This is a genomic window from Deinococcus sp. AJ005, assembly GCF_009017495.1.
Classification (GTDB): Bacteria; Deinococcota; Deinococci; order Deinococcales; family Deinococcaceae; genus Deinococcus.
The window spans coordinates 1,584,704-1,610,669 of record NZ_CP044990.1; the positions used below are offsets into that span (position 1 = coordinate 1,584,704).

17 protein-coding genes are annotated in these 25,966 nt (G+C 66.0%); 8 read left to right on the top strand and 9 right to left on the bottom strand.

From position 1 onward, the window contains the following. Positions 1-21: 21 nt before the first annotated feature. On the bottom strand, positions 22-9,993 hold the full coding sequence (locus DAAJ005_RS09500; protein ID WP_151846909.1) for a translocation/assembly module TamB domain-containing protein: 9,972 nt from the start codon (positions 9,991-9,993) through the stop codon (positions 22-24). Between the two features lie 123 nt (positions 9,994-10,116). Between DAAJ005_RS09500 and DAAJ005_RS09505 the strand changes: the two genes are divergently transcribed. After that, positions 10,117-10,380, top strand: a complete 264-nt coding sequence (locus tag DAAJ005_RS09505) for an acylphosphatase (RefSeq protein WP_029481445.1) — start codon at positions 10,117-10,119, stop codon at positions 10,378-10,380. On the opposite strand, the gene DAAJ005_RS09510 is transcribed toward DAAJ005_RS09505, so the two are convergent. From DAAJ005_RS09510 to pstS, 6 genes are all read right to left on the bottom strand, one after another. Then, positions 10,374-10,952 (bottom strand): GNAT family N-acetyltransferase, encoded by a 579-nt coding sequence (locus DAAJ005_RS09510; protein WP_151846910.1) that lies wholly within the window; start codon positions 10,950-10,952, stop codon positions 10,374-10,376. The genes DAAJ005_RS09505 and DAAJ005_RS09510 overlap by 7 nt on opposite strands. Further along, positions 10,949-11,626 (bottom strand): phosphate uptake regulator PhoU, encoded by a 678-nt coding sequence (locus DAAJ005_RS09515; RefSeq protein ID WP_226342664.1) that lies wholly within the window; start codon positions 11,624-11,626, stop codon positions 10,949-10,951. The genes DAAJ005_RS09510 and DAAJ005_RS09515 overlap by 4 nt, the downstream gene beginning before the upstream one ends. A 64-nt stretch (positions 11,627-11,690) precedes the next feature. Beyond that, on the bottom strand, positions 11,691-12,449 hold the full coding sequence (gene pstB, locus DAAJ005_RS09520; protein ID WP_151846911.1) for a phosphate ABC transporter ATP-binding protein PstB: 759 nt from the start codon (positions 12,447-12,449) through the stop codon (positions 11,691-11,693). Between the two features lie 103 nt (positions 12,450-12,552). Beyond that, on the bottom strand, positions 12,553-13,419 hold the full coding sequence (gene pstA / locus DAAJ005_RS09525) for a phosphate ABC transporter permease PstA (protein ID WP_151846912.1): 867 nt from the start codon (positions 13,417-13,419) through the stop codon (positions 12,553-12,555). Then, a complete protein-coding gene (pstC, locus tag DAAJ005_RS09530; protein WP_151846913.1) occupies positions 13,416-14,426 on the bottom strand; it encodes a phosphate ABC transporter permease subunit PstC in 1,011 nt (336 codons plus the stop codon). The genes pstA and pstC overlap by 4 nt, the downstream gene beginning before the upstream one ends. Before the next feature lie 246 nt (positions 14,427-14,672). Then, positions 14,673-15,695 carry a phosphate ABC transporter substrate-binding protein PstS gene (pstS, locus tag DAAJ005_RS09535; protein WP_151846914.1) on the bottom strand — a complete coding sequence of 341 codons (1,023 nt, stop codon included), beginning with the start codon at positions 15,693-15,695 and terminating at the stop codon, positions 14,673-14,675. Between the two features lie 189 nt (positions 15,696-15,884). On the opposite strand from pstS, the gene DAAJ005_RS09540 reads away from it, so the two are divergent. The 3 genes from DAAJ005_RS09540 (at position 15,885) to DAAJ005_RS09550 (ending at position 19,659) form a co-directional block, all read left to right on the top strand. Next, positions 15,885-17,441 (top strand): ABC transporter ATP-binding protein, encoded by a 1,557-nt coding sequence (locus DAAJ005_RS09540; RefSeq protein WP_226342665.1) that lies wholly within the window; start codon positions 15,885-15,887, stop codon positions 17,439-17,441. A gap of 229 nt (positions 17,442-17,670) precedes the next feature. Beyond that, on the top strand, positions 17,671-18,729 hold the full coding sequence (locus DAAJ005_RS09545; RefSeq protein ID WP_151846915.1) for an ABC transporter permease: 1,059 nt from the start codon (positions 17,671-17,673) through the stop codon (positions 18,727-18,729). Between the two features lie 36 nt (positions 18,730-18,765). Beyond that, positions 18,766-19,659: an ABC transporter permease gene (locus DAAJ005_RS09550; RefSeq protein WP_151846916.1), complete on the top strand. Its 894-nt coding sequence runs from the start codon at positions 18,766-18,768 to the stop codon at positions 19,657-19,659. 253 nt (positions 19,660-19,912) lie between these two features. Here the strand turns inward: DAAJ005_RS09550 and DAAJ005_RS09555 are convergent, their stop codons facing one another. Then, entirely contained in the window at positions 19,913-20,218 is a 306-nt protein-coding gene (locus DAAJ005_RS09555; protein ID WP_151846917.1) for a hypothetical protein, read from the bottom strand. Between the two features lie 84 nt (positions 20,219-20,302). Between DAAJ005_RS09555 and DAAJ005_RS09560 the strand changes: the two genes are divergently transcribed. Both DAAJ005_RS09560 and DAAJ005_RS09565 read left to right on the top strand, forming a co-directional pair. Continuing rightward, positions 20,303-21,217, top strand: a complete 915-nt coding sequence (locus tag DAAJ005_RS09560; protein ID WP_151846918.1) for a Gfo/Idh/MocA family oxidoreductase — start codon at positions 20,303-20,305, stop codon at positions 21,215-21,217. Further along, positions 21,214-22,197, top strand: coding sequence for a Gfo/Idh/MocA family protein (locus tag DAAJ005_RS09565; RefSeq protein WP_151846919.1), 984 nt, complete (start codon positions 21,214-21,216; stop codon positions 22,195-22,197). Before DAAJ005_RS09560 ends, DAAJ005_RS09565 begins: the two co-directional genes overlap by 4 nt. Before the next feature lie 55 nt (positions 22,198-22,252). Here DAAJ005_RS09565 and DAAJ005_RS09570 read toward each other — a convergent pair whose 3' ends face one another. Beyond that, on the bottom strand, positions 22,253-23,380 hold the full coding sequence (locus DAAJ005_RS09570; RefSeq protein ID WP_151846920.1) for an N-acetylneuraminate epimerase: 1,128 nt from the start codon (positions 23,378-23,380) through the stop codon (positions 22,253-22,255). A 268-nt stretch (positions 23,381-23,648) separates the two neighbouring features. Between DAAJ005_RS09570 and DAAJ005_RS09575 the strand changes: the two genes are divergently transcribed. Both DAAJ005_RS09575 and DAAJ005_RS09580 read left to right on the top strand, forming a co-directional pair. After that, a complete protein-coding gene (locus DAAJ005_RS09575; protein WP_151846921.1) occupies positions 23,649-24,383 on the top strand; it encodes a FadR/GntR family transcriptional regulator in 735 nt (244 codons plus the stop codon). A 45-nt stretch (positions 24,384-24,428) separates the two neighbouring features. Further along, positions 24,429-25,961 (top strand): ABC transporter substrate-binding protein, encoded by a 1,533-nt coding sequence (locus DAAJ005_RS09580; RefSeq protein WP_151846922.1) that lies wholly within the window; start codon positions 24,429-24,431, stop codon positions 25,959-25,961. Positions 25,962-25,966: the final 5 nt, after the last annotated feature.

Below are 25,966 nucleotides of genomic sequence, written 5' to 3' on the forward strand. Positions count from 1 at the left end.
TTTGCGTGTGGTAGGAAAGCCCTATCTCCCCCCAATCCGGTACGTCACCCCGAATCTGACCCTGGTGCTGACGTCCGCGTTCGTCACTCCGATGCTCAGGTTGGTGCGCGGGTTGATGTTGTACCCGGCGCTGAAGCTGGGGCGCAGGCTGCCCAGGTCCAGCCCGGTCAGGGGCGTGCTGACCCGGAAGGTGAAGCGGTCGTCTGGCGTGCTGTAGGTGGCGTCCAGCAGGCCCTTGCCCGCCAGATCCACCTGATATTGCAGGTACAGGTCGCGGGTCAGGTACGAACCCAGCGTCAGGGTCGCGTTCACGCTGCCGTCCACGCCGTTCAGGTTGGGGGTCAGGCGGAATACGTCCAGGCCAAACGCCCGGGCCAGCGTGCGCTCAAGCTCCCCCAGCACGAAGACGTTCAGGGCGGTCTGCACGGCACTGGCCCCCAGCGCGCCGATGTTGCCGGGCAATGCGGTCAGGTTGGGCACGCCCGTGGCGACCAGGGCATACAGTTCCGGCTCGGTGTACCCCTGCCCGGTGTCGGGACCGTTGCAGGCCACGCTCTGGGCGGTGCAGCTCAGGGTGGTGGTCAGGTTCAGGGCCGGCTGACCATCGGCGCGTGCCGCAAATTCGCCGCTCAGATTCAGGGTCACGGGCACGCGCTGGCGGGTGGTCACGGCCAGTACCTGTCCGGTCGCCGTGATGTTGAAGGCGGGCAGCAGGCTGTCTCCGGCGAAGGTCACGCGGCTGTCACCCAGCGTGAATTCGTTCTCGCGCAGGTAGATGAAGCCGCGCTCAGAGCGCACGCTGCCGCTGATGCGGGGCCGCGCGCCGCTGCCGGACAGGGTCAGGCCCGCCGTGCTGAACTCGGCGCGGGCCAGGCTCTCGTCCACCCGGATGCCGCCAGGAGCGCGGATGGGAATGTCTTCAAAGACCACCCGTTCCAGAAAGGGCCGCGCGGGTCGGGGGACCGCCTCGCCCGTGTTCATCGCCGGGGCCGGGAACGTGGAGTAGACCTCGGGCAGCGGGCTGACATAGTTGTCGGTGGTGCGCCCTGTGCTCGAGTTCGGGCCGCTTTCTGTGCCGTTCACAGCCTGTCCGTTGGATTTGCCTGGAGTGGGGATGGCGGTCTTGGCATCGGCACGGCCCAGCGTCAGGCGCAGGAAGTCCGCCGCGCCGCTGACACGGATCAGGGTGCCATCGTCCACTGCGCGCAGATCGGCGTTCAGGGCGCTGTCGCGGGCGAAGATCACCGACAGCGGCAGGTTGTAGTTGCGTGCCGCCAGCGTCAGATCGATTGTGGGCGAAACCTGACCACTCAGCCGCAGGTTGCCCGCCCCGGTGGCCGCATTGGTGCTGCGGCTCTGGGCGTCCAGCGTGAAGCCCTCCCCGTCCTGCGCCAGCACCACTGTGCTGTTCGGCAGCGCGCCCAATCCCTGCGGGGCCAGCAGACCCGCAAAGCCCACCCGCGCGCCGCTCAGCTTGCCCAGTGTGAGCTGCCCCGTGACGTCGAGTTTGCCGTTGGCTCCCAGCGCGCCGCCCGTCAGGACTGTGCCGCTCGCCGTGAACGCGCCGCTGTCGGGCAGGTCGCCCGTGAAGTTGGGAATCTCCAGGCTCAGGCCAGCCACACTGCCGCTGACGTTCTGCACGCGCAGCAGCCCGCGTGGGCGGTCATAGGTGCCCGCCGCGCTGAGGGTCAGGCTGCCGCGCAGGCTGGGGTCCAGCTCGCTCAGGCCGGGAATGAGGCGCAGCACTGGGGTAAAGGTGGTGTTGGTGAAGCGGGCGTTCACGTCTACCTTCTGGCGGGTGTACTGCCCGCGCACGTCCCAGGTGCCCGCCCCCGTGAGCTGCACATTCAGGCCGCGCAGTTCCCCCGCCGCGTATTCCAGCGTGCCGGTGCCGGTGAGGGTCTCGGTGGAGGCCGCTTCACCTGTCTCGTTGGTGGCGCTGACCCGGATGCGCTCGGCCACCACGCTGAGGCTGCCGGAGGGCGGATCGGCCAGCGGGAAACGGAAGCGGGCCACCCCGGTCACGACGCCCTCGCCGGGGGCCGCCCCCGTGAAGGCCGCCACCAGCGCGCCCACCGGTAGCGCCCGCAGGCTGCCCTGCCCGAAGACCTCGCCGCCGTTGAGGCCCGCCGTGAAATCCGACTGGCCCAGGAACCCCCGGATGCGCCAGCTTCCCCCGGCCAGCGTGCCTTCCAGCCGGGCGGGCAGCGTTTTGGACCCCACCATCAGGCCCTCCGAGCGCAGCACGAAGGTGCCGCCGCCGTCCTGCAAGTTGGCATTGCCGCTCAGGCGTCCCGACAGATCAGGGGCGATCTTCAGGTTGCTGACCTCCAGATCGTCCAGCACGGCCTTAACGCTGTAGCCCTCGCCAGTGGGTTGCAGCGCCAGTGCGCCCAGTGGAGTCTGCGGCAGCAGATCGGCGATGCCGCCGGACGCGTCCACGCTGACCCCGCCCACCTCGTTGCGGGCGGTCAGTGCGGCCCCAAAGCTCTGGCCCTTCAGATTAACCTCGCCGTCCACCGTGAGCTTCTGATTCGCCACATCCACCGGATAGGTTTTGACGCCCAGCAGCCCAGTCAGGCCGCCGCTGTCCAGTCCGACATTCACGTTCAACGTGCCGCCTGCCTGCTTCAGGCTGCCGCTGAGGCGTCCGGTCCAATTCTTCTCGCCCTGCAAGGCATTGAGTTGCAGCGTGCCAGAGGGCAGCGTGACCTGCGCCGCCACGCCTGTACGCCCGCCGCGCAGGGTCACGTTCGCGCTGGCCTCGCCGGACAGTTGCAGCCCCAGATACGGAATCTCGGCGGGCGAGGTGAAGTTCGTGACCTTCAGCGCCACCTGCCCGTTCTGCGTGTTGGTGTTCAGCGTGCCGCTGGCGGTCAGTACGCCGTTGAGGTTGGGAATCCCCAGCCTTGCCAGTTGCAGCCCCGGCAGATTGGTGGCGAGCTGCCCACCCCTGAAGCTCAGGCTGCCGTCGCGTTCGCCGTCGCTGACGCGCAGATCGGCCCCTTCCAGCGTGGCCGTGCCACTGGCCCGCCACTCGCCCCGCCGCACGCTCAGGAGGACGTTGGGATCAGCCAGTGCGCCGCTGGGGGTCACGCTCAGGCTCAGTTCGGGACGGGTCAGACTGGCCGCGCCGTTCCAGCGCCATTCGCCTGCTCCGTTTGGACGCACGCCTACCGCGCCATTGGCCGTCGCGCCGGGGCCGTCCACCAGCCGCACCTGCACGCCAGTCTGTGACGCCACGATGCGTGCCCCCGCCCCCAGCAGGCCCGCCGTGCCCTGTGCCAGTGGGTGCGCCAGCGGCCCGGACACGTCCACTACCGCCGGGGCAGTCAGCACGTCGCCGCTGCCACCCAGGGATGGACCGCCCGTCACACGCACGCCCCCGTGCCAGCCGGTAAACGGATCGGCACGCAGGTCCACTGCTGCCGCCAGTTTCTGCGGCCCGCTCAGGTTGCCCGCCAGAGACAGGGACCGGGCACGGTAGACGGCTTTCAGGTTGCCGCTCAGGGTTCCGCTGGCGCTCAAATTCAGGTCCGCGCTCCCATCCAGGCCCGCCGTGCCGCTGGCGCGGAGGATGCTGCCCGCCGCGTTCAGACGCAGGCCATTCAGGGTCGCCTTGCCGCCGTCCAGCGTCGCCACCGTCCCGCTCGCCTGATTCAGCGTTCCCGTCAGCGCATTTAGGGTGCCGCCCAGCCGCCCTGTCGTGTCCGCCAGCGTCACCCCGTAGGCGGAAGCATTGCGCGAGGTCACGGTGGCCGCGAGCATCGGAGCACTTAGCGTCCCGGCCAGTGTGGCGGCGACACTCAGTTGCCCGCTGCCGCCCACCAAGGGCAGAGGCGTCAGGTTCAGGCTGCCGCTGAGGCTGGGAATGAAGCCCTGACCCTTCTGAAGCCTGACTGAACCGCCGCCCAGCTCGCCGCCGTCCAGCACATAGGAGCCGCGTCCATCAGCGTTCAGCGCGAGTGGTTCTTTCAATCCAGCCAGCGTCGCTTCCACGGTTCCGGCCAGTTGGGGCCAGACGCCATTCAGATTCACCTTGGCGGTGTTGCCGCCGCTCTGGACCGTGCCATACAGCTTCGCCCGCACCGTGCCTGCATCCAGATTCAGGTCCTGCGCGTCGGCGTAGAGGGTGCCGCCCGCCGCGCCGAGAAGATTGACGCGGGCCAGTGCGCGGGGATCGCGCACCCGCCCGGAGAGGGTGGCCAGCGCGTCGAAAGCGTCGGTTCTGGCCGTGACCGAACCTTCCAGCGCTGGATCGCCCACCGCGCCGCGTAGGGTCATGTCCGCACCCACGGTGCCGCCGTTCAAGACCGGGGTGTTCAGGAATGAGGTGCCCAGACCACGCACGGTCACGCGCACGCCGTCTGGCAACTGCCCGTCCGCCTTCAGGACGCCGCCGCGCAGGCTGCCGCTCAGGGCGGTCCTGAGTTCATCGGCTCCGCCCGCCCGCCAGCGGTAACTCGCACTGCCGTACAGGCTGAACGGCCCGGCCTGTTCCTGCTGGCCTTTCAGTGCCAGATTCTGCACGCTCACCACTTGAGGTCCCTCTGCCAGCGTGCCCGTCGCCTCAAGGCGGCCCGCGAAGGTCAGGGCGTCCACATCCAGCTCACGCGGCAGTAGACGGGCCAGCCGCAGGGTGTCGGCTTTCAGGCTGGCCGTGTAACGCCCGTCTACCAGCGTGCCGCCCCCCGCCACTTTCGCCCCATTCAGGCGCACGCTGAGGTCCCCGGCGCGGTAGGAGGCCCCCAGATCGCCCGTCAGCTCATTGCCGCTGTCGGCCAGTTTCCCGGCGAAGGCGGCCTCGGGAGCGGTCCACGACGCGCCACCCACATTCACGGCTCCGCTGACGCGCAGTTGCTCCGGGCGGCCCCACAGTGCCCCTACGTCAAAGGCCAGCAGATCCAGCGTGCCGCCGGGTTTGAAGGCCAAGTCGGCGGGCAGGCTGCCGGTCAGGCGGGCCTGGGTGTTGCCCGTTCCCACGAGTGCGGCCACCTTCAACGCCCCGTTCCCGTCCAGCACCGCGTCCAGTGGCCCACCTGGAATGTCGCCCGCCACGCGCAGGGTGCCGCTCCAGCCGGTTCGGGCGTTCCAGCCGGGGTTGCCGTTCAGGCGCACATTGATGGGCGCGTCGGGACTGCCCCCCATATACGCGGCGTTGACACTCAGATCGGCGTTGGCCAGACCGCCCAGCGCGTTCGTTCCCAGTTGGCCGCGCAGGGTTCCGGCCAGCTTCTCGCCGCTCAGGCCCACCTTCCAGTCCTGGCCCAGCAGGCGGGCGGTCAGGCGCGTTCCCTGGGCCTGGAGACCCGCAACCCCTTCACTCAGCGCGCCCTGAACGTTCACGTCTGGCTTGCTGTACGCGCCCGTGATCCGCGCCGTGTAGTTGCCCGGCAGCAGATCCGTCACCCTGGCTTTCGCGCTCAGCTTCAGTTCTGGAAAGACGGGTCCGCTGGCCCGCACAGTTCCCTGCGGCAATGTGGCCGTGGCCCCTTGCAGGCGCAGCACACCGTCACGGTAGGAGGCTGGGGCCTGGAACTTCACGCCCGCCCCAGTTCCCACAGATAGTGTGCCCGCCGTATCCAGTCGCAGATCGGCCAGCGTGCCGCCCAGGGTTGCCGTGACATTGCCCACCGTCTCCGAGAGCAACACGGTCCCCAGGTCGGGAACGCTGACGCTGCCCGCCGTTTTCCAGGCCGCCAGACCCGTGCCCGCACCCTGATTGACGGCCAGATTCAGCGCCGCCCCTGCCACCGTGCCGCCGAGCTGGACGCTGGCCGTGCCCTTCGTGAGTCCTGTGGCCGTCGCTGTCACGTCCACCCCACGTTCAGCGTACTGGCCCGTTAACTGCAAGGTCAGCGTGTTTTCCGCGTTGCCGCGCAGGGTGGCGTTCAGGCCGTCCAGCGTCAGCCGCGCGTCGGCCTGTGGGTACAGCGACCCGCGCACGCCCACGTTAAGGCCCGCCAGAGTGCTGTTCAGATCCGCGCCCAGTTGCCCCTTCGCCAGAGACACGCTGCCCGCCGCGCGCTGTCCCGCTGCCCTCAGATTCACGCGCGCCTGACCGCTGGCCTGTTCGAAGTCCAGCCCAGGCACGGTCAGATCGAGGCTGGCCCGGCCCGTCAGGTCTGCCAGTTGACCGCTCAGCACCGGCCCCAGCGCGCGGGCGTCCAGCGTGGCCCCCTGGATGCTCAGGTCCCGCCCGTTGTAGGCGAACGGCAGCCGCGCCCACGGATGCCGCAGCGTGCCGGACGCGCTCAGGGTGTCCTTCCAGTTCACGCGGGCATTCAGGGTCAGCGGTTGGTTCAGATACCGCGTGCCCGTGCTGGTCAGGGTGGCTCCTGTGGCTGTCAGTTGCGCGGTCAGGCGGCCCGGCACCACCTCGGCGCGTAGGGTTTCAGGCAGCAGGGGTAGGGCGGGCGCGAGGGCGGTTGTGACCCCGCCTCTCACCTTCGGCAGCACCTCTACCCGGCCCGTCAGCGGCCCGAATGGCAGCGCCGCCAGGGTCTGGCCCGCGCCCAGCAGCTTGACCGTGCCAGGAGTGCCGGACAGCGCATATTTCGCCTGCAAACTGCCGCTCCACTGGCCGCCCGTATACGTCAGTCCACCCACCGTCGCCCGCGCCCCGGTCAGTGAAGCCGTCAGCGGAAAGCTCTGCGCTGGAACACTCACGGTCAGCGGTGCCGTGCCAAAACGCTGTGCTTTCACGTTGACCGTGCCGCGCAGATCGGCCACGCCGCCCCCCGCCGTCGCGCTGAAGTACGGCCCGCTGACCTTCAGCTTCAGGTCCTCCACCGTCGCCGGAAGGGTCAGGCGTCCGGTGGCGCTGACCGTCTGCCCGGCAATCTCGCCTTTGGCGCTGATGCGTCCGTTCTGTGCGTTGACGGTAAAGGGTCCGGCCTGCAAGGTGCCGCTGAGGACGCCTCCGCGTGCCTTCAGATCGCCCACCAGCTTCTGCCCAGCCAGCGTCAGCCCGCGTGCCTGCACATCGAAGTCCGAGAAGCCGCGCAGGTCCAAGGTGGCCGCGCCGCCCCCAGCGTCCCGCACGTTGATTCGCCCGCGTGGCTCGGTGCCGCGCCCGGTGACGTTGCCCTCCACGAACAGCCCGCCCGCGATGGGGCCGCGCACCTGCACGTCATACCGCCCTTCCGGCAGCGAGGCGGTGCCGCGTGCGCTGAGGCCCTCGCGGTCTGTCAGCAGCACGTTCAGATCGCTCCAGGGGCCGCTCAGGGCCACCGTGTACTGGTCCAGTTGACCGCGTGCGTCCACTGCGCCACGGAACGTTCCGTTCTTACCCGGTCCCCAGGTGGCGCGGCCCTGCACGTTTCCTTCCTGCCCGAAGGCGGTCAGCGGTTGCGCTCCAGTCACGCGGGCCAGCCCGGTTGCGCCGTCGTAAGTGACGTTCAGATCGCCCCAGGTGCCATTCACGGCCAGCTTGGGCGTCAGCGTTCCGGTCAGGTCCACCGCCTGTGCGGGCAGGGTCACGCCGCTGAACGACAGTTCGCCGCTACGGCCCGTAACCCGCGCCTGCAACGCGTCGTAAGGACCATTGACCGCCGCGTTTAACGTTTGGCCCTGCGCCGACACCGTGCCGCTGACGCCCACCTGCGGATAGACCTGACCGCTGACGCGGGCGGTGGCCCCGGCGTAATTGGCCTTCAGATCAGCCGTCAATGCTCCGTCTGTGCGGGTCACTGTCCCCGCCACGTCCGCGCCCGCCACGCCGGCGTTCACGGTTGCTGTGCCGCCCCGCCCGGCCAGATTCAGGTCCAGTGTGCCCGAGAGGTCCGGCAGATTCACCAGTGGACGCAGCGCGGCAAGGTTCACGCGCCCGCTGGCGTTCACGTTCTGTCCGTCGATCATGCCCCGCGCGGTCTGCCCCGCCGTGGTCAGATCGAAGCGCACACCGCCCGTATCCGTCAGGCTGAGGTTGCCCGCGATGTCGGCCCCCTGGATGCGGGCGGTGGTGTCGTAGGGCGCACTCAGGCTGGTGTCGGCCAGCACGGTCACGCCGTTTGCCGCGCTCCCATTCACCGTGCCGCTCAGGCTGGCACGGCTGCCGCGTCCGGTGGCGGTCAGGTCAAAGCCGTTTCCGCGCACCGTCAGCGTGCCGAACGCCTTGAGGGTGTTGGTCACGGTCACGTCGCCGCTGACCTTCAGGCCGCCCAGGACTTCCAGCCCCCGCGCCGTGATCGGGAAGGAATCGCCGTTCCAGCGCAGCACCTGCTGGCCCGAAGTAAAGGTGCCACTTTGGCGCAGATAATTCACGTCCAGCGGCCCACTGAGGGTCTGCACCAGTCCGGGCACCTGCGCCGTCAGGTTGCCGGTCACGTCCCCGGCTTCCAGATCGAGTTGCCCCGCGCCGGAAAGCGTCAGTCCTGCGCCTTGCAGATTGCTGGCGCTCCAGCTCCCGCGAAATTTCGGGTCCAGATCGAGCTTTACGGTTCCCAGGTCCGCCTTCAATCCCTGTTTATTCAGCCGCGCCGTGCCTGCCAGCGCGAACGGTCCCGCCGTGCCACCCGTGACCACGGCCCGCATGTCGCTGGGCTTGCCGCTCAGGGTCACCTTTGCCTCTGCTGCGCCGTAAGTGGGATTGAGGACGGCGTTTAGCCGCTCGCCCTTCAACGCGAACGTGCCCGACAGTGGGCCGCCCAGCCCTTGCCCCCGGAGGGTGATCAGGTTCTGCGCGTCGATGCTGGCCTGCACGTTCAGCGGCTTCTGCCCGAACGCGCCCACCAGTTCGGCCTGCCCGGGCCGGCCAAGGGTCCAGGTGCCGCTCAGTTTCTGCAAGGAGTTGCCCAGCCGGGTGTCGGCGCTGAATGTCAGGTCATTGTTCTGCGGGGCTTTTTCCCCGGCGGCATGCATGAAGGCGTAGCTGGCCTGCACATTGCTGAAGGCGACGCCCGATAGCTTACCCGCGCCCCCCACCTGCGCCGACACCTGCACGTCCTGCCAGCCGCCCGCCGTGACGCGCAAGTTCAGTGCGCCCTCGCCCGTGGTGCCCAGCGCCCGCGCCAGCCCGGAGACGGTGGGCGAGGCGTCCGCCGTGACGGTCCAGTTTTTCGCTTTCAGGTTCACATTGCCTGTGGCCTTGATCGGGCCGTTCCAGCCCTGCCCACTCAGCTTCAGATCGATGTCGTCGCCGCGCTGGATAACCGTCCCGCCAATGCCCGTCACGGTCACGAACTTCGCCTCCGGCACGCGCACGGCGGCGTCGCTGATCCTGAGATCGCCACGCACTGGGCCGTCGTTCAGCACGTATTTTCCGCTAATGCGCCCCGCTGTCACTCCCGGCCAGTAAAAGTTCAGGACCCGTGCGTCCGCGTCCAGATCGGCGGTGACCACATTGTTTTCGCCCAGTGTTACCTCGGCGTTCAACTCGCCCTGCGGCGTGCGGCCCGTCACACTCAGCCCTCCATCCTGGCGTGGCTTGATCTGGAGTTGCGCGTCGGGAATCTCGCCTTTTTTGCCGTCCACGTTCAGGCGGATGTTCTGCACATTCAGCTCGCCCAGCGAGACCTTCCAGCCGCTGCCCGTCTTGTCGCCCTTGCCTGCGTTTTCCAGACTTTTGATCAGCTCGTCGGCATTCAGGTTCACGGTGGTGTCCCGGACACTCGCACCCAGCCGAAGCGTTTTGTTGAAGGGATTGAATGCCTCCACAGTTACGCCCGCTTGCCCCACCTGCGCCTCCACGCCGGGCTGCCGCACGGTCACGCCTTCCAGCCGGGGGGACCAGATCGGTCCGCTGACCCGCTGTGCGCTGACACCCAGTTCCGGGCCGTAGCGTGCCAGCAGCCAGCCGCCGAACAGGGTGGGGGAGAAGACGATGATCAGCGCCAGCACGGCCACCACGCCCAGCAGCGCCCACGGCCAGCGCCGCCGCTGGGCCGGGGTGCGGGGCGATTTTTTCAGTTCCGATGCGGTGGAAACGCGCTGGGCCGCCGGATCGTCGGTCACGCGCTCCCCACGCCGCGCCCGGTCCTGTTGCTCCTGCATTGTTCCGGGACCGCGCGCATTGCCGGTATTCTAACGGCCAGCGCGTGAGTTGGCAGCCCGCAGCCTCACCGGACCGTCAGATTCCCACCCTCTGCCTGCACTCCGGGCGTTACTCTGGACCCCATGCGTCTGACTGCCCTTGTGATCGGCCACGTTCAGGGGGTTGGATACCGCCTGTACGTCCAGAGATATGCCCGTGATCTGAAGTTGCAGGGTTATGCCGAGAACCTGACCGATGGCCGGGTGGAGGTCGTCGCAGAGGGCCATGAGGCCGATCTGTCGCGCCTGCTGCACTGGCTGCGGCGCGGCCCGCCCCACGCCCGCGTGCGCGATGTCCAGACCCAGACCAGCGAGGAGACGGGCCTGAAGGATTTTCACATTTACTGAGCGGTGTTTTGAGCCGGGCGGATCATGTGGTTATAGACGTGACCGCCCAGTGTCCTCTCTCCGGCCACCTTAAATCCCTCACACTCGTAGAGCCGGGCGGCGCGGTTGCCGTGTTCCACCAGCAGGCCCACGCGTTCCAGGCCATTGGCCGAGGCTTGTGTGGCGGCTTCCCGCAACAGCCGCGCCCCGACGCCGTGCCCACGCGCCGCCTCCGTGACGGCCAGTGTATCCAGATACCATTCGCCGGGCAGGCCCTCGGAAACGATGTCGGTGGGCAACCCACGTCCACGTAAATGTTCGCGGAACGGCTCGTCCAGCGCCCCGGAGTTGGCCCCTGCGTACCCCAGCAGCAGGCCCAGCGCCTCGCCGGAGCGCTGAGCAATCCACACGTTCTGAAAGCTGAGGCGGTTGCCAGAGCGCGCGAAGAACTCCAGTATCACCCCCTCGGCCTCGGCTTCAGTGACTGCGCCAGTGAGGGCTAAGCCGATGTGGCCGATGGTCTCCTGAATCAGTGGGACAGCGAATGCGGCGTCGTCGGCGTGCGCAGGGCGGACGGTCACAACCTGGGTCATTGGCTCGCCACCCGGCCCAGCACCAGCGCTTCCAGCCGCTCGGCCACGTTGACCAGATGGTCTCCCAGCCGCTCCAGATTGCGGGCGATCTGCCCGGCGGTCAGGGCCACCTCGGTGTCCTCGGGGCGTTCCAGCAGGCGGGTCAGGCTGGCGCGCTGCATCTGCTCGTACAGGGCGTCCACCTGCTCGTAATCCAGGCGCATGACTTCTCTCGCTGCGCCCAAGTCACGCTCGGCGAAGGCGTAGGCCAGCCGCTCCAGCATCCGCGACAGCAACCGGACCAGCGGCAGCACATCCTGCAAGGTAGCGCTGCGGGCGCGTGGGGCAAAATGTTCCAGGTCACAGGCCAGTTTCAGCGCGTAGTCGCCCACCCGCTCCAGATTGGTCAGGCTGCGGAACACCACCAGATGAAAGGCCAGTTCCCCGGCGCTCAGGGGCGCGGCAAAGGCGCTCAGGCAGGCGTCCTCGATCTCGCGTTCCAGTTCGTTGGTTTCCTGCTCCAGCACCCCGGCGCGGGCACCCAGGCCAGAGAATTCGGAGCGGGCGTCGGCGTCGCGCACGGCCTCCAGTTGCTCCAGCGTGATACTCAGCATTCGCAGAAAACGGGCCGTGACCCGTTCCACGCTGGCCGCGCCGCCCGGAGTCGGGCGCTGGGGGAAGGGTTGCACGCTCATGGGGCCAGTATCGCGCCTCCGTGTGATGCGGCGGTCAAGAAAGCCGGACGCCAACTTTATCCCCTCAGCCGAAACGCCCGGTCACGTACGCCTCGGTGCGTTCGTCGCGCGGCGACTGGAACAGTTGATCGGTGGGGCCGTGTTCCACCAGATCGCCCACCAGAAAAAACGAGGTGGTGTCGCTGACCCGCGCGGCCTGGTGCATGTTGTGCGTCACGATGATGATGGTGGTGACCTTCTTCAGATCGGTCATCAGTTCCTCGATCTTGGCCGTGCTGGACGGATCGAGGGCGCTCGTCGGCTCGTCCATCAATAAAATCTCGGGGTCTACCGCCAGCGCGCGGGCGATGCAGAGCCGCTGCTGCTGCCCGCCCGATAGCCCAGTGGCCGGAGTATTCAACCGTTCGCAGACTTCCTCCCATAGCGCCGCGCCCTTGAGGCTGCGCTCGGCCACGGCCATCAACTGGTCCTTGTTCCGCATCCCCGCCAGCTTGAGGCCCGCCACCACGTTGTCGAACACGCTCATGGTGGGAAAGGGGTTGGGTTTCTGAAAGACCATGCCCACGCGGCGGCGCATGGCGACGGGATCGACACCCGGCGCGTAGATGTTCTCGCCGTCCAGCAGAATCTGCCCGCTGACCCGCGCGCCCGGCGTCAGGTCATGCATGCGGTTAATGGCCCGCAGGAAGGTGGTCTTGCCGCAGCCGCTGGGGCCGATCAGGGCATTGACAGTGCCGGGCTGCACGTCTAGATTCACGTTCTGCACGGCCTGCTTGTCGCCGTAGAAGATATTGACGTTCTTGGCACTGAGAATGGGGGTCATGGGAACTCCTTCGGAGTGGTCTAAGGGTCAAAGGGTCTAAGGAAAAGAGAAAGAGCGCGTCGTCGGGTCTTGTTTCTGCCTTAGACCCTTCGACTCTTGACCCTTAGACCTTCCTACTGAAACGCCGCGCCAGCAGACTCGTGACAAAGATCAGCACGATCAGCAGTAGCGCCCCGGCTTTGGCCATGCGCTGGTTCTCGTCGTAGGCACTCGTTGCGCCCCGGTAGATTTCCAGCGGCAGGGCGCTCATGGGCTTGCTGGGGTCAAAGTTGACGTTGGGGTTGCCGAACGCGGTGAAGATTAGCGGGGCTGCCTCGCCTGCCACACGGGCCAGCGCCAGCATCACGCCAGTAATAATGCCCCCGGCGGCAGCGGGCAGCACGATCCGCAGCGTGACCAGCCACTGCGGCAGGCCCAGGCTCAGGCCCGCCTCGCGCACCGTCTGCGGCACCAGTTTCAGCACTTCCTCGGTGGTCCGCACGACAATCGGGATCATCAGGAAGCCCAGCGCCAGCGCCCCGGCAAAGCCCGAGAAGCCGAAGTTCAGCACGATCAGCCCGTAGGCCACCAGTCCCATCACGATGGCCGGGATGCCCGCCAGCACGTCGCTGACGAGGCGGATGCCGGGCATCAGTGGATGGCGCGGGTACTCGGCCAGAAAGATGCCCCCGGCCAGCCCGATCAGCACGCCAAAGACCGAGGCCATCGCCAGCATGATCAGACTTCCGGTGATGGCGTTCAGCAGGCCGCCGCCCGTCTCGCCTTCGGGGGCAGGCACTTTGGTAAAGAAATCGAGATTGATCGCGCCAATTCCCTCGCGGATCAGGTAAACGAAGATCAGGATCAGCGGCGCAACCACCAGCAGGGTGGCCAGCAGGATCAGGCTCCCCATGAACATGTTCTGTGCCTTGCGCGCCGTGCTGAGGCCAGCTTTGGCCTTCGGGCGGGCAGAGGTGGCGACGCCCATCATTTGACACCCTTGGGCGTCAGTCGCCCGATCAGCACGCGGGCCAGCAGGTTAACGGCCACGCTGACGAAGAACAGGATGAAACCCAGGGTCACGACGCTGGAGCGGTGCAGCAGTTCCTGTGCGTCCCCGAACTGGTTGGCGATCACCGAGGCCATCGTGCTGGCGTTGCCCCACAGGCTTTTTAGGATGTCCTGACTGTCCCCGATCACCATCGCCACCGCCAGTGTCTCGCCCAGCGCCCGCCCCAGCGCCAGAATCACGCCGCCCATGATCCCGGCCCGTGCATACGGCAGGATGGCCCGCGAGATGACCTCCCACTTGGTTGCGCCCAGGGCGTACATCGCCTCGCGCTGATCGGCGGGAACCAGCCGGATCACGTCCCGCGCCACCGAGGCCGTGTACGGCAGGATCATCACCGTCAGAATGATGATCGCCAGTGCCAGCCCGCGCCCCGCCCCCGACGACGGCACGAAAAAGCATTGCAGGGTGGTCTGATCGTTGGCCCAGATACCCGCGCATTTGGTGTACAGCGCCAGCCGCTCCGGGTACTCCGGGCTGAAGAAGGTGATCTGCCACCGTGCCAGCACGGGCGCGATTACGAACAGCGCCCACAGTCCGTAAACCACGCTGGGGATAGCGGCCAGCAGCTCGATCAGGTAGCCCACCGGATTTGCCAGCCATTTCGGCGCGTACTCGGCCACGAACAGCGCACTGGCAATCGCCAGCGGCACGCTGATGATCAGCGCCACGAAACTGGTCACCAGCGTGCCCGTGATCATGGCGGCGGCCCCGAAGGTTCCGTTGACTGGATTCCAGGTGCGCGTGGTAAAGAAGTCGATGCCAAAGCGTTGCAGCGCGGGCCAACTGTCCTTGCCCAGCAGGTACAGGCTGACCACGAACACCAGCACGATCACGCTGGCCAGCGCCAGGATCAGGTACTGAAACACGCGGTCACTGCCGCTGGACATTGACGCACGGGTGGGCAGGCGGCGGGCGGGGTCACTCATGGTCGTCTCTCATTGACTGTGGGGTCTCACAAATCGGGTGCATGTCGGCAGTTGACCGGAGGGGCGTCAGCGGGATGTCAGGGGAGCTGGGGGGTGTTGGATGTGGGTTGAGGAACAACGGAAGAGGGGGGCGAGATGCCCTCGGAATGCCTCGAAAAGAAGCGGGGCGCAGGGGAAAACCAACTCCCCGCACCCCGCCAATCTGGGTTTTGTCTGTTCCTATAACCCACATCCAACAACCGACTTCTACAGCTTCTTGCCGCCGTAGGTCATGCTGTTGATGATGCTTTTGGCCTTGTTCGCCGCGTTGCTGGGCAGCTTGGCGTAGTCCAGCGGTTCGTTGTACTGCTGCCCGGTGGTGGTCATCCAGCTCAGCATTTTCTTGAGTTCCGTCGCCTGTGCCTCGGTGCGGTTGCCGTACTTCTGATCCTGATAAAAGATCACGTAGGTAAAGCTGGCAATCGGGTAGGCGTCGGCATTGGGGCTGTTGGTGATGCTGACGCGGGTGTCGGCGGGAATCACCACGCCCTCGGCGGCCTTGCTGGCGGGTCCGTTGTCAGCCAGGATGAACGTGCCCGCGCGGTTCTGCACGCTGCCGTAGGGTAGTTTGTTCTGCTTGGCGTACACCAGTTCCACGTAGCCCAGCGCGCCGGGTGTGCTTTTCACGACGCCTGCCACGCCGTCATTGCCCTTGGCCCCGGTGCCCACGGGCCAGTCCAGGCTGTTGCCGGTGCCCACCTTGGTCTTCCACTCGCTGCTGACCTTGCTCAGGTAATCGCTGAAGACGAAGGTGGTGCCAGAGCCATCACTGCGCCGAGCCACGGTGATCGGCAGCGGGGGAATGGTCACACCGGGATTCAGGGCGGCAATCGCCTTGTCGTTCCACAGCTTTATCTTGCCCAGGTAGATGTCGGCCAGTACCTTGCCCGTGAACTTCAGCGGCGCGGTCACGCCGGGCAGGTTATAGGAGGGCACCACTGCGCCGATGGCCGTGGGGATGTGCAGCAGCTTGGCCGGGGCCGTCTTCAGGGTCTCGTCGCTCATGGGGTTATCGGACCCCGCGAAGTCCACGGTGCGCTCGATGATCTGCTTCTGGCCGCTGCCGCTGCCCACGCTCTGGTAGTTGACGCTCACGCCCTTATCTTTCTTGTATTCGGCGAACATCTTGCTGTACAGCGGGTACGGAAAGCTCGCGCCCGCCCCGGTCAGGCTCTGGGCCGAGGCAGTCGTGGCAATCAGGGCGAGGCCCAGCAGAAAGGTCTTCTTCATGCCCCCGAGTCTGCGGCCCGAGTGTCAGCCCCCGGTCACTGGGAAGTCAGCGGAATGTCAGGCCGGATCGTTAAAGGTGCGGATCAGGTTTTCTGGGTCTGGGCCGGGTCAGATGCAGAGTGCAGTGTCTGGCAATGACCATCTGAACCCAGAATTCATCAAGCCTTCAGAATCTGTCAAACTGCGGGCGTGACCCAGCCACAACCCACGTCCAGTCCGCCCGCGCTGGAGCTTCGCGGCATCACCAAGCGTTTTCCGGGCGTGGTGGCCAATGACGGTGTCGACCTGACTGTTGCTACTGGCGAGGTGCTGGCCCTTCTGGGCGAGAACGGCGCGGGCAAAAGCACCCTGATCTCCATCCTGTACGGCCTGTATCAGCCCGACGAGGGCACCGTACAACTGGGCGGTCAGACCGTCCGCATCGGCAGTCCGGCGGAGGCCAGGAAGCTGGGAATTGGTCTGGTGCCGCAGCACCCACTGCTGGTCTCAAGGCATTCGGTGGCCGAGAATCTGGCGCTGGGCGGCGGCTCCGGTTTGTTCCCTGCGCGGGGTGTGGCGGGCCGCGTGCGCGAACTCTCTGAAAAATATGGGCTGGAGGTAGACCCCGCCGCCCGCGTTTCTGACCTGTCCCCTGGCGAGAAGCAGCGTGTGGAGATCATCCGCGCCCTGCTGGGCGGCGCGCGGGTGCTGATTCTGGACGAGCCGACGAGCGTGCTGACCCCTCAGGAGGCGTCTGGCCTGTTCCGCGTGATGCGAGAGCTGAGGGCCGATGGGCGCAGCCTGATCTTCATCTCGCACAAGCTGGATGAGGTGCTGGACGTGGCGGACCGCGTGACGGTGCTGCGGCGCGGCAAGGTGGTGGGCGGCGTGCCCACGGCGGGCGCAACCCGTGAAAGTCTGGCCGAACTGATGGTGGGCCGGGGCGTGGACTTCACGCGCAAACGTGGTGCAGCTCCGGCGACGACAGAAGTGTTGCTGAACGTGCAGAATCTGACCGCCAACGGCTCACGCGGCTTGCCCGCCCTGCGCGGCGTCGGCTTCACACTGGGGCGCGGCGAGGTGCTGGGGGTGGCTGGAATCGCTGGAAACGGTCAAAGTGAACTGGTGGAGGTGCTGGCGGGGCTGCACCCGGCGCGCGGCACCGTCACACTGGACGGCCAGTCTCTGGGCGGCGGTGCGGCAGAGCGTTTTCAGGGCGGCGTGGCCCACATTCCCGAGGACCGCATCCACAGCGGCACCGTGCCCAGCATGACCGTGGCCGACAATCTGGCGTTGCGCGGCTATGACCGTTCACCCCTGGCGCGCGGGCTGGCCCGTGATCTGAAAGCCACCGACGAGCGGGCGCGGCAGGATGTTGAGCAGTACAGCGTTGCTACCCCCGGCATCCACACGCCCAGCCGCCTTCTCAGCGGAGGCAACATCCAGAAGCTGATCCTGGCCCGCGAGCTACACGGCAATCCCCGGCTGATCCTGGCGGTTCATCCCACCTATGGCCTGGACATCGGCGCAACCGATCAGGTCCACCGTGTGCTGCTGGAGCGCACCAATGAGGGCGCGGGCGTCCTGCTGGTCAGCGAGGATCTGGACGAACTTCTGAGCCTCTCGGACCGCATCGGCGTAATGGTGGGCGGCGAATTGCGCGGCCCCTTCCCGGTCTCGGAGGTCACGCGCGAGTCGCTGGGCCTGCTGATGGGCGGCGCGCATCCGCACAGCGTTCCGGGCGCGGATCAGGGGGTGGTGGCGTGAGGTTAGGGATGTTGACGGGTGGTGTTCAGAGGTGGGTCCCACGGTTTAACCCCTTCCCCCCTGCGGGGGACCTCCCCTTAGAAGGGAGGCAAGAGTTGCGGAATTGCCCGGCCACCGCCGCACTCCTGGCTCCCTTTAAGGGGAGCTGGCTGCGAAGCAGACTGAGGGGTTTTCGTGGGACCCACCCTGAAACCCTAACCCTCCTCATCTCTTCCATACAGGTGACCCCATGAGATTCGTCCCCCTCGCCGCGCCCTCCACCGCCCGCGCAAGTCTGGTCACGCTGGCCTCCGTCGCCGTGGCGCTGGCCCTGTGCGCGCTGATCTTCGTGTTCTACGGCGTCTCTCCCGCCGAGGTCTACTCCACCATGTTGCGCGGCACGCTGGGCGATTCCACCGGGCTGGCTGAAGTCGGGCGGCGCACCATTCCGCTGCTGCTAATCGGCGCGGGGCTGGCCATCGCTTTTCGCGCGCAGTTCTTCAACATCGGCGGTGAGGGTCAGCTCTTATTGGGCGCGGTCTTCGCGGCGGGCACAGCCTTGTTCGTCCCGCTGCCAGGGCCGGTCCTGCTGCCTGTCGTCTTCATCATGGGTGCGGTGGGCGGCGGCCTGTGGGCACTCATCGCCGCGCTGCTGCGCCGATTGAACGTCAACGAAATCCTGTCCACGCTGATGCTCAATTACATCGCCATCGCGCTGGTGACGTACCTGATCGCCGGGCCGTGGAAGGGCAAGGACGTTCGCGGCTACATCTACACCGATTCCTTTCCAGACGCGGCCAACCTGCCCGTCATTGCCGGAACGCAGGTGCATTGGCCCACGCTCGTTCTCGGTGTGGTGGTGGCGCTGGGCCTGCAATGGCTGCTGAGCCGCTCCACTTTCGGCTACGCCCTGCGCGTGGTGGGCGAGAATCCCGGCGCGGCGCGCTACGCGGGCATCAGCTCGGCACGCGTGATGACCGTGGTGGCCCTGATCACGGGCGGCGCGGCGGGTCTGGCCGGTGCGGGTGAGGTGGCCGGAATCCATCACCGTCTGCTGGAAGCCGGGCAGATCAGCCTGGGCTACGGCTTTACTGCGGTGATCGTGGCGTGGCTGGCGCGCGGCAATCCGGCGCTGTGCCTGATCACCGCCCCGGTCATGGGTATCATCCTGGCCGGGGGAGACCTCCTGAAAATCGACCTGAACATGCCCTTCCGCGTGGTGGACGTGTTTTCCGGTGTGATCCTGCTGTGCCTGATCGCCTCGGAAGTGTTCGTGCGAAACCGGGTGGTCTGGGGAGTGCGGGCGTGAGGGACCAAATGAAAAGAGCCTGTCTGGAGGCCCTGAATGGATAACATCGTCGTCGAAGCCCTGATCCGGGCGCTGTCAGTGGGCACGCCGCTGCTGCTGGCCTGCCTGGGTGCGATCATCAACGAGCGGGGCGGCGTGGTCAATCTGGGCGTGGAGGGCATGATGGCGGTGGGCGCACTGGCCGCCTTCGCGGTGGCCTCCAGCAGCCCGGACGCGAATTTATGGCTGGCGGTGGGCGCGTCCATGCTGGCGGGCGCGGCGCTGGCGTCTCTGCACGCGCTTGCCACCGTGACCCTGCGCGCCAATCAATTTGTCAGTGGACTGGCGTTGGCGCTGATCGGCACCGGGGCGGCGGGCCTGCTGGGCAAGAAATTCGAGGGGCTGCCGCTGTTCAACAAGGTCAACGACTGGAATTTGGGCGGCTTCGTCATCAACCCATTCACGGTGGCGGCATTGCTGCTGGCGGTGGTCATGGCCTTTTACCTCAATTCCACCCGTTCGGGGCTGACCCTGCGCTCGGTGGGCGAGAACCCGGCGGCGGCGGACGTGCTGGGCGTCAACGTGGGCGCGGTGAGAATCTGGGCGGTGCTGGCGGGCGGCTCGCTGTCGGGGCTGGCCGGGGCGTTTCTGGCGCTGTCGTACCGCGCGTCGTGGGCCGACAACATGACCGGGGGCCTGGGCTGGATTGCCGTGGCGCTGGTGATCTTCGTGGGCTGGCGTCCGCTACGCGCCGTGCTGGGGGCGCTGTTCTTTGGGTTCCTGTATTACCTGCAATTCCGCCTGCAAGGCAACAGTCCTGTGCCCACGGAGGTCTTCAACGCTATGCCCTTCGTGCTGGTGCTGGTGGTGCTGGCATTGGCCGGACTGCGCGGCCAGCAGGGCGACGCGCCCGCCGGGCTGGGACGGCCCTACGTGCGTGGCGAACGGTAAAACAGTGTTCCAGATGATGTCACCGGATAGCTTGTGATCCGGTGACGTCATTCGTTTGAGGGCAGCCTGCCCACAAACTTCCTGCTCAGCAAAAGTCATACTCAGGAGCTGCACCTGATACGGACTCCGAAAGGGGTTGAAGACGTCTGGAAATTAGCGGGGACTTGCAAAGCTGCGAAGCAGAGCGACGAGGAGAGAAACATCCCTCCGGGCGTGGAGTGTGGAGACCTACCCTTTCCCGATTTCTACCGCCTTATAAACGGAATCCGTATGGGTCCGTGGTCACGAAGACCGACTGTTCGGCGTAATGGGTGGACCCGTACACCGCGTCGAACTGCCGCCACCCGGCAGGGGCGATCACGAAACCTCGCCGGGTCAGGGCCGCGCGCTGTGCCGCGTTCGGAGAAGGAAAATTCAGGTCCAGGTTTTCCCTGAGCAGGCCGGGGTTGCTCAGGGCGCTGAGGTTGACTGGAAGCGTGGACGCCACTTCAGCGCCAGCAATAAGGGTCGTGCAACAGGACAGGGCCAGCGTCAGGCGACAGGGCACCATAATGTTCATTCCATACAGAACACGGCACACAGGACACACCGCAAGCCAGACGCACTGAATATTTTAAATGTCAGACATCTGATAACCTGTCGTATGCAGATTGTTCTTTTTGATCGTGGCCACTGGCATCGGCCCATGTATCTCCAGGCATTTGGGGCCGTTGGCCAGCCTCTGCGCGACAGCAGCGTCGCAGACGGTGATCTGGACCGACTGCTAAAAAGCCGTCCTGATCTCGTGATCCTGCTGGGGACCCCGCAGGACATGCTGCGCGACGTGCGAATGTCCGTCGAAGCTGGGGTGGCCGTGGCTGTTGAAAAACCCGTTGGTCGCAACACCGCCGAGTTGGAGCCCCTGGCCGAGCTGGCCCATCAGCGCGGCGCGTTCGTCAGCGTGGCGCAGCCCCATCTGCTGAATGAATTCTGGGACGTGTGCACGCCAGAGTCGGGCGGACCGCTCTCGCACCTGCGTTTCCGGCTGGTCAACGGCTCGCCGGAGCGGTACGCCGCGTGGGGGGTTCCCTGGGTCATGCAAACGGAAGTCGCGGGGGGCGGGGCTTTGCGGAATCTGGGCGTCCACGGCGTCAGCGCCTTCCTGAAGGCCACTATCGGTGAGGTGCAGATTCATTCCTGCGTCCTGAGCCGCAGGCTCTACCACACTGAAGCCGAGGAATATGCCGCCGTGACTCTGTCGGTAGGCGGGGTGATCGGGCAGATCGAGGTGGGCTACACCGCCGCCCTGGACGACGCCAGTGACTTTGAGCTGAGCGGCCACCGCCTTAACCTCAGCGTGCGTGACGACGGGCAGGCGCTAACCGTCTTTGATCGCCACTCCGGTCAGACCTGCGTACAGCCAGCCTTGCCCCTGGCCCGCCGCTATGAGCAGTTCGCCGCCGCCACGGTGCGGGCGCTGGAAGCTGGCGGTCCCGCTCCCCATTCCCTCACGGACCATCTGGCCGCCATGCGTGTGATTGACGCCTGTTACGCCCGCGCGGTCTGGGCGGACGCGTGAGGGTCGGCATTCTCGGCGCAGGATGGTGGGCCGAACAGCACGCGCAGGCCCTCGCCACGCTGGAGGGTTTTGCGGTCACGGGTGTCACCAGCGGCTCGCTGGAATCGGCCACCGCCTTCGCTGCCCAGTATGGTGGAAGCGCCTATCGGACCGCCGGGGAACTGCTGGTCGCCCCAGATGTCGACGCTGTGCTGATCACCGCGCCGCACGAGTATCACGCCCCGCTGGCCCTGCAAGCCATTGCCAGCGGAAAGCCGCTGCTGCTGGAAAAACCTGTCGCTACCAACGCTGAAGATACCCACGCTGTTCTCAATGCGGCGCGGGCAGTGGGTGTGCCCTGTCTCGTCGGTTTCACCAGCCACTATTTTCCAGGATTCAGCCGGGCCAAACAGATCATTGACAGTGGCGAGTTGGGCCGCCCCCTGAGCGGGCAGAGCGTGTTCCAGAAGCGCTGGATGGAGGCCAACCGCCGCGACTGGCACCTGAACCGTGAACGCGGCGGCGGCATGCTGTTGACCGCTGGCATTCACGCTCTGGACCGCCTGATGTGGCTGATGGACGCGCCCGTGCAGGCCGTGAGTGCGGTGATCGGCACCCATCTTCACGATCAGCAGGCCGACGATCTGGCGAGTCTGTTCCTGCGCTTTGCGGGCGGCGGCGCGGGGATGGTAGGCAGCTACGGCTACGCACAGGGCGGGCCGATCAACGCCACCACCATCCTGTGCGAGGCCGGCAGCTTGCGGGTCACGCCCGACAGTCTGGAGACCGGCCAGGAGGACCGCTGGACTGCTGTGCCGCTCATCCTCCCGGACAACCTGACGCTTGCCGCGCTGGCGCAGGAATGGCTGGAACTGCGTGCCTGGGCTGAATCTGGTCAGCTTCCCAGGGTCACACCGGAATTTGCAGGCTCTGTCATGGATGTCGTCTTCGCCGCCGAGGAGTCTGCCCGCCAGGAGCGTGAAATCAGGCTGAACCCATAAGCCAATAAAAAGAAGCCGACTGTTGAAGTAGTCGGCTCCTGCATCATCCTGCGGCTCAGTCCTTGATTTCCACTCCGTCGCCCTTCAGGGAGATGGAAAAGACCTTCGTGCTGGCCTCGCCGCCCTTCAGTTCACCGCCCACCAGAATGACCTCGTCGCCGCGCTGGATGCTGATGCCCGAAGCCTGGGCCTGCGGCAACTGACCTACCACGCTCCACTTGCCATCACGCAGCGCGTAGATGTCGCTGCGCCAGGTCTTGGTCAGACCCTGGTGGGCGTACTGCACACCGCTCTGGAACTTGGCGGTGCTGCCGGGGAAATTGGCCCCGCCGGCCACCAGCACAGCGCCCATGCTGGAACCGGTAAAGGCCCCGGCCACGCCCTCCTGCACCGCGCCGTCCGCTGCACTCGGCAGGTTGGGCACCTCACTCCAGGTCACGCCCCCGTCCTTTACGGTGGCGCGGCCCGCCTGGGCGGTACGCAGTCCGGGCTTGATCTCGCCGCTGACCACGGTCAGGATGTCGCCCTGAAGGCTGATGGCGGCCCCGGCGCGGCCCGTGAAGGGCGCGGTCCCCAGCGACTGCCAGGTGTTGGTGGCCGGGATGTAGCTCTGCACGTCCTTGCCGAAGAAGTAGTCCTGGGGGCGTCCGCTGAAGTACGCCAGGGCCACGGCGTCGCTGGCGGCCTTATCAGTTCCGGCGGCGGCAATGTCGCTGAAGTACCCGTTGAAGATGTTGCGGTTGACGCCGCCGAACAGCAGGATGCGGTCCCCTTGGGCCACTGCCGTGCCGCCGCCGATCTCCAGGGGGGCGCGGGTCTTCAGTTCCTGCCAAGTGTTGCTGGCTGGATCGTAGGCGTGAACCTGGTTAAAGACCGACGTGGTGGCCTCGGGTGTGGTCTTGCCCATGCCGCCGAACACGTACAGTTTGCCGTTGACCACGGCAGCGGATGCCTGATCGCGGGCTGGGCCAGGAAAGGCGGCCATCTCGGCCCAGCCTTTGGCTGAATCCGACAAGTTCAGGGCATAGAGCTTCTGGCCCGCCGTTCCCAGTCCGGCGTAGATGGTGGTGCCGATTAGGCCGCCCACACCGTTTTTGATGCCGGTGGGCAGGTCAGGGTAGGTCTGGGTCTGTGCGGCGGCGGTGGTGATCAGCAGTGCGGCAAGCAGGGTCACGGTCTTCATAGGGCCTCCAGAACGTGGAAAGAGTGGGGCGATGGACGCGAACACCATGTTGGGCCGGTCCTTAGATATCTGATATCTGACTTGTGGTGGCATGAACTGTACTTTGGGTGAGCGGAGGATGTCAAGTGCGTCTTTCCGATGAAAGACGGGATGGGCGAACTGTTGACAGAACCTCTACTGGGCGAGTAAGCTTTTCCTACCTATCAGATATCTGATGTCAGATTCACTCCAACGTTGAAGTGGCTTGGCATCGCCCACAGGAGGTTTAATGGCTGCCCGCATTCCCGCATACCGACAGGCCCAGACGGCCATCAAGCAGTACATTGAGGACCACCACCTGCAACCCGGCGATCCCCTGCCCTCCGAAGGTCAGCTTGCCAAGGACATGGGCATGAGCCGCCTGTCGCTGCGCGAAGGGGTCAAGACCCTGGAAGCCGTGGGGATTCTGGAGGCACGTCAGGGCGAGGGCATTTACGTCAAGGCGTTCACCTTCGACAGCATTTTCGAGAACCTGCCGTACTCGTTTGCCAGCGACGGCCAGTCGTTGCGCGATCTGCTTCAGGTCCGCACCGCGCTGGAAGAGGGACTGGTGGGCATGGTGACCAGCAAGGTCTGCCCCGAGCAGATCGCGGAGCTGGACGCCCTGGCTCAGCAGATGGTGCAAAAAGCCTGTGACGGACAGACTTTTGAAGACGAGGACCGCGAGTTTCACCTGACGCTGTACCGCCCGCTGAACAACCCCTTCCTCAACCGACTGGTCGAGCTGTTCTGGGAAGTGTTCCGCCGCCTGCACGGCAGCACGGGCGTGACCCACTGGAACCTGGAACAGACCGCGCAGGACCATGTCGCCATCGTCGCGGCGCTGCGGGCTGGCGAAGCAGAGCAGCTCACGCGGGCCATGCACGGCCACTTCCGGCAGATCAAGGAACGTCTTGATCCCCAGACTTCAGTTGATTCACAAACTCCAGTTCAACCCAAACCACGCCAACCGATCCAAAAGTAACGTTACTCCGTCCATTCGCCCCAATTCAGAAACAGGAGACCCACCATGATGAAACGTTCTTTGCTCGCCCTGACCTTTGCTCTCTGCACGCTGGGCAGCGCTTCCGCCGACAAGGTGATCACCGGAGCCTTCGATCAGGGACCCGGCGGCGCACCGGGGCAGTTCAATCCCCTGACCAACACGGCGGGCTTTACCTGGCTGAACAAGTACTTCTCAACGCTGGTACTGTACGATCCGGCTTTCAAGAAGATCAGCGGCGATCTGGCCTCCTCGTGGACTGTGGCCGACGGCGGCAAGAAGTACACCTTCGTGCTGCGCGACGGCGTCAAGTGGCACGACGGCCAGGCGTTTACTTCCGCCGACGTCAAGTTCAGCCTGAACCTCGCCAACAACCCGGATTCCGGCAGCGGCTTCGCGGCCAAGTTCGGCAACATCACCAACATCCAGACGCCCAACGCCCGCACGGTGGTCCTCACCCTGAGCAAGCCCAACGCCGCGCTGCTGGACGCCATGACCAACTTCATGATCCTGCCCGAGCATGCGTTGAACAAGATCGCGCCCAAGGACCTGCGCAACTCGGCATGGTGGCGCACCAACCCGGTGGGCACCGGGCCGTTCAAGTGGAACAAGCTGGTCCCCGATCAGTACGTGGAACTTGTCGCCAACCCTACCTACTTCCGGGGCAAGCCGAAGGTGGACCGGCTGGTGAACCGCTACTTCAAGGAGCAGGCGGCGGCAGTGGTGGCCCTCAAGAGCGGTGACATCGAATTTTCCTACCTAACGCTGGACGACACTAAGACCTTTAACGGCAATGCCGTCAAGATTCTCGACGGTTCCTCGCAGGTGGCCAATTACCTGGGCTTCAACAATGCCTCACCGCTGCTGAAAGACGTGCGGATCCGGCAGGCCATCTTGCTGGCGGTTGACCGTGCCACCATCGTCAAGCAGCTTTACGGCGGCGGCGCGGAAGTGGCCAACTGCCCAGTGACCAACAGCAAGTACGTGCCCAAGGGCATCAACGCCTACGCCTACAACCAGGATCAGGCCAGGCAACTGCTGAAGGCGGCAGGCTGGGACAGCGGCAAGTCGGTGGAAGTCATCACGTACTACTCCGATCAGCTCAGCAAGGACGTGCTGGTCACCCTGCAGCAGATGCTGGCGGGCGTGGGCTTCAAGATCGCGCCGCGTTTCGTGGACGTGCCCACCTACAACCAGATCACGGGCGGCAGCGACTTCACGATGGTCTACGCGGGCATCGGCAACGGCCCCGATCCCGACACGCTGTACCCCAGCATGCACTCGGATTTCATCCCGCCCAACGGCACCAACCGCATGAAGGTCAGCATTCCCGCGCTGAACAAGCTGTTTGAACAGGGCCAGGAAACCACCTTGGCGTCCACGCGGACCAAGGCGTACCAGGACATGTGCGCGCTGGTGAACAAGCAGCTCCCCTGGGACGTGCTGTGGAGTGCCAAGCGCTTCGGCGGCGTCAGCACCAAGCTGAGCAACTTCATCTGGACACCTGCGCCCGCCGGGGGCCGTTATGACGACAAGGCCTATCTCTGGGATACCAAGTAAGAGGG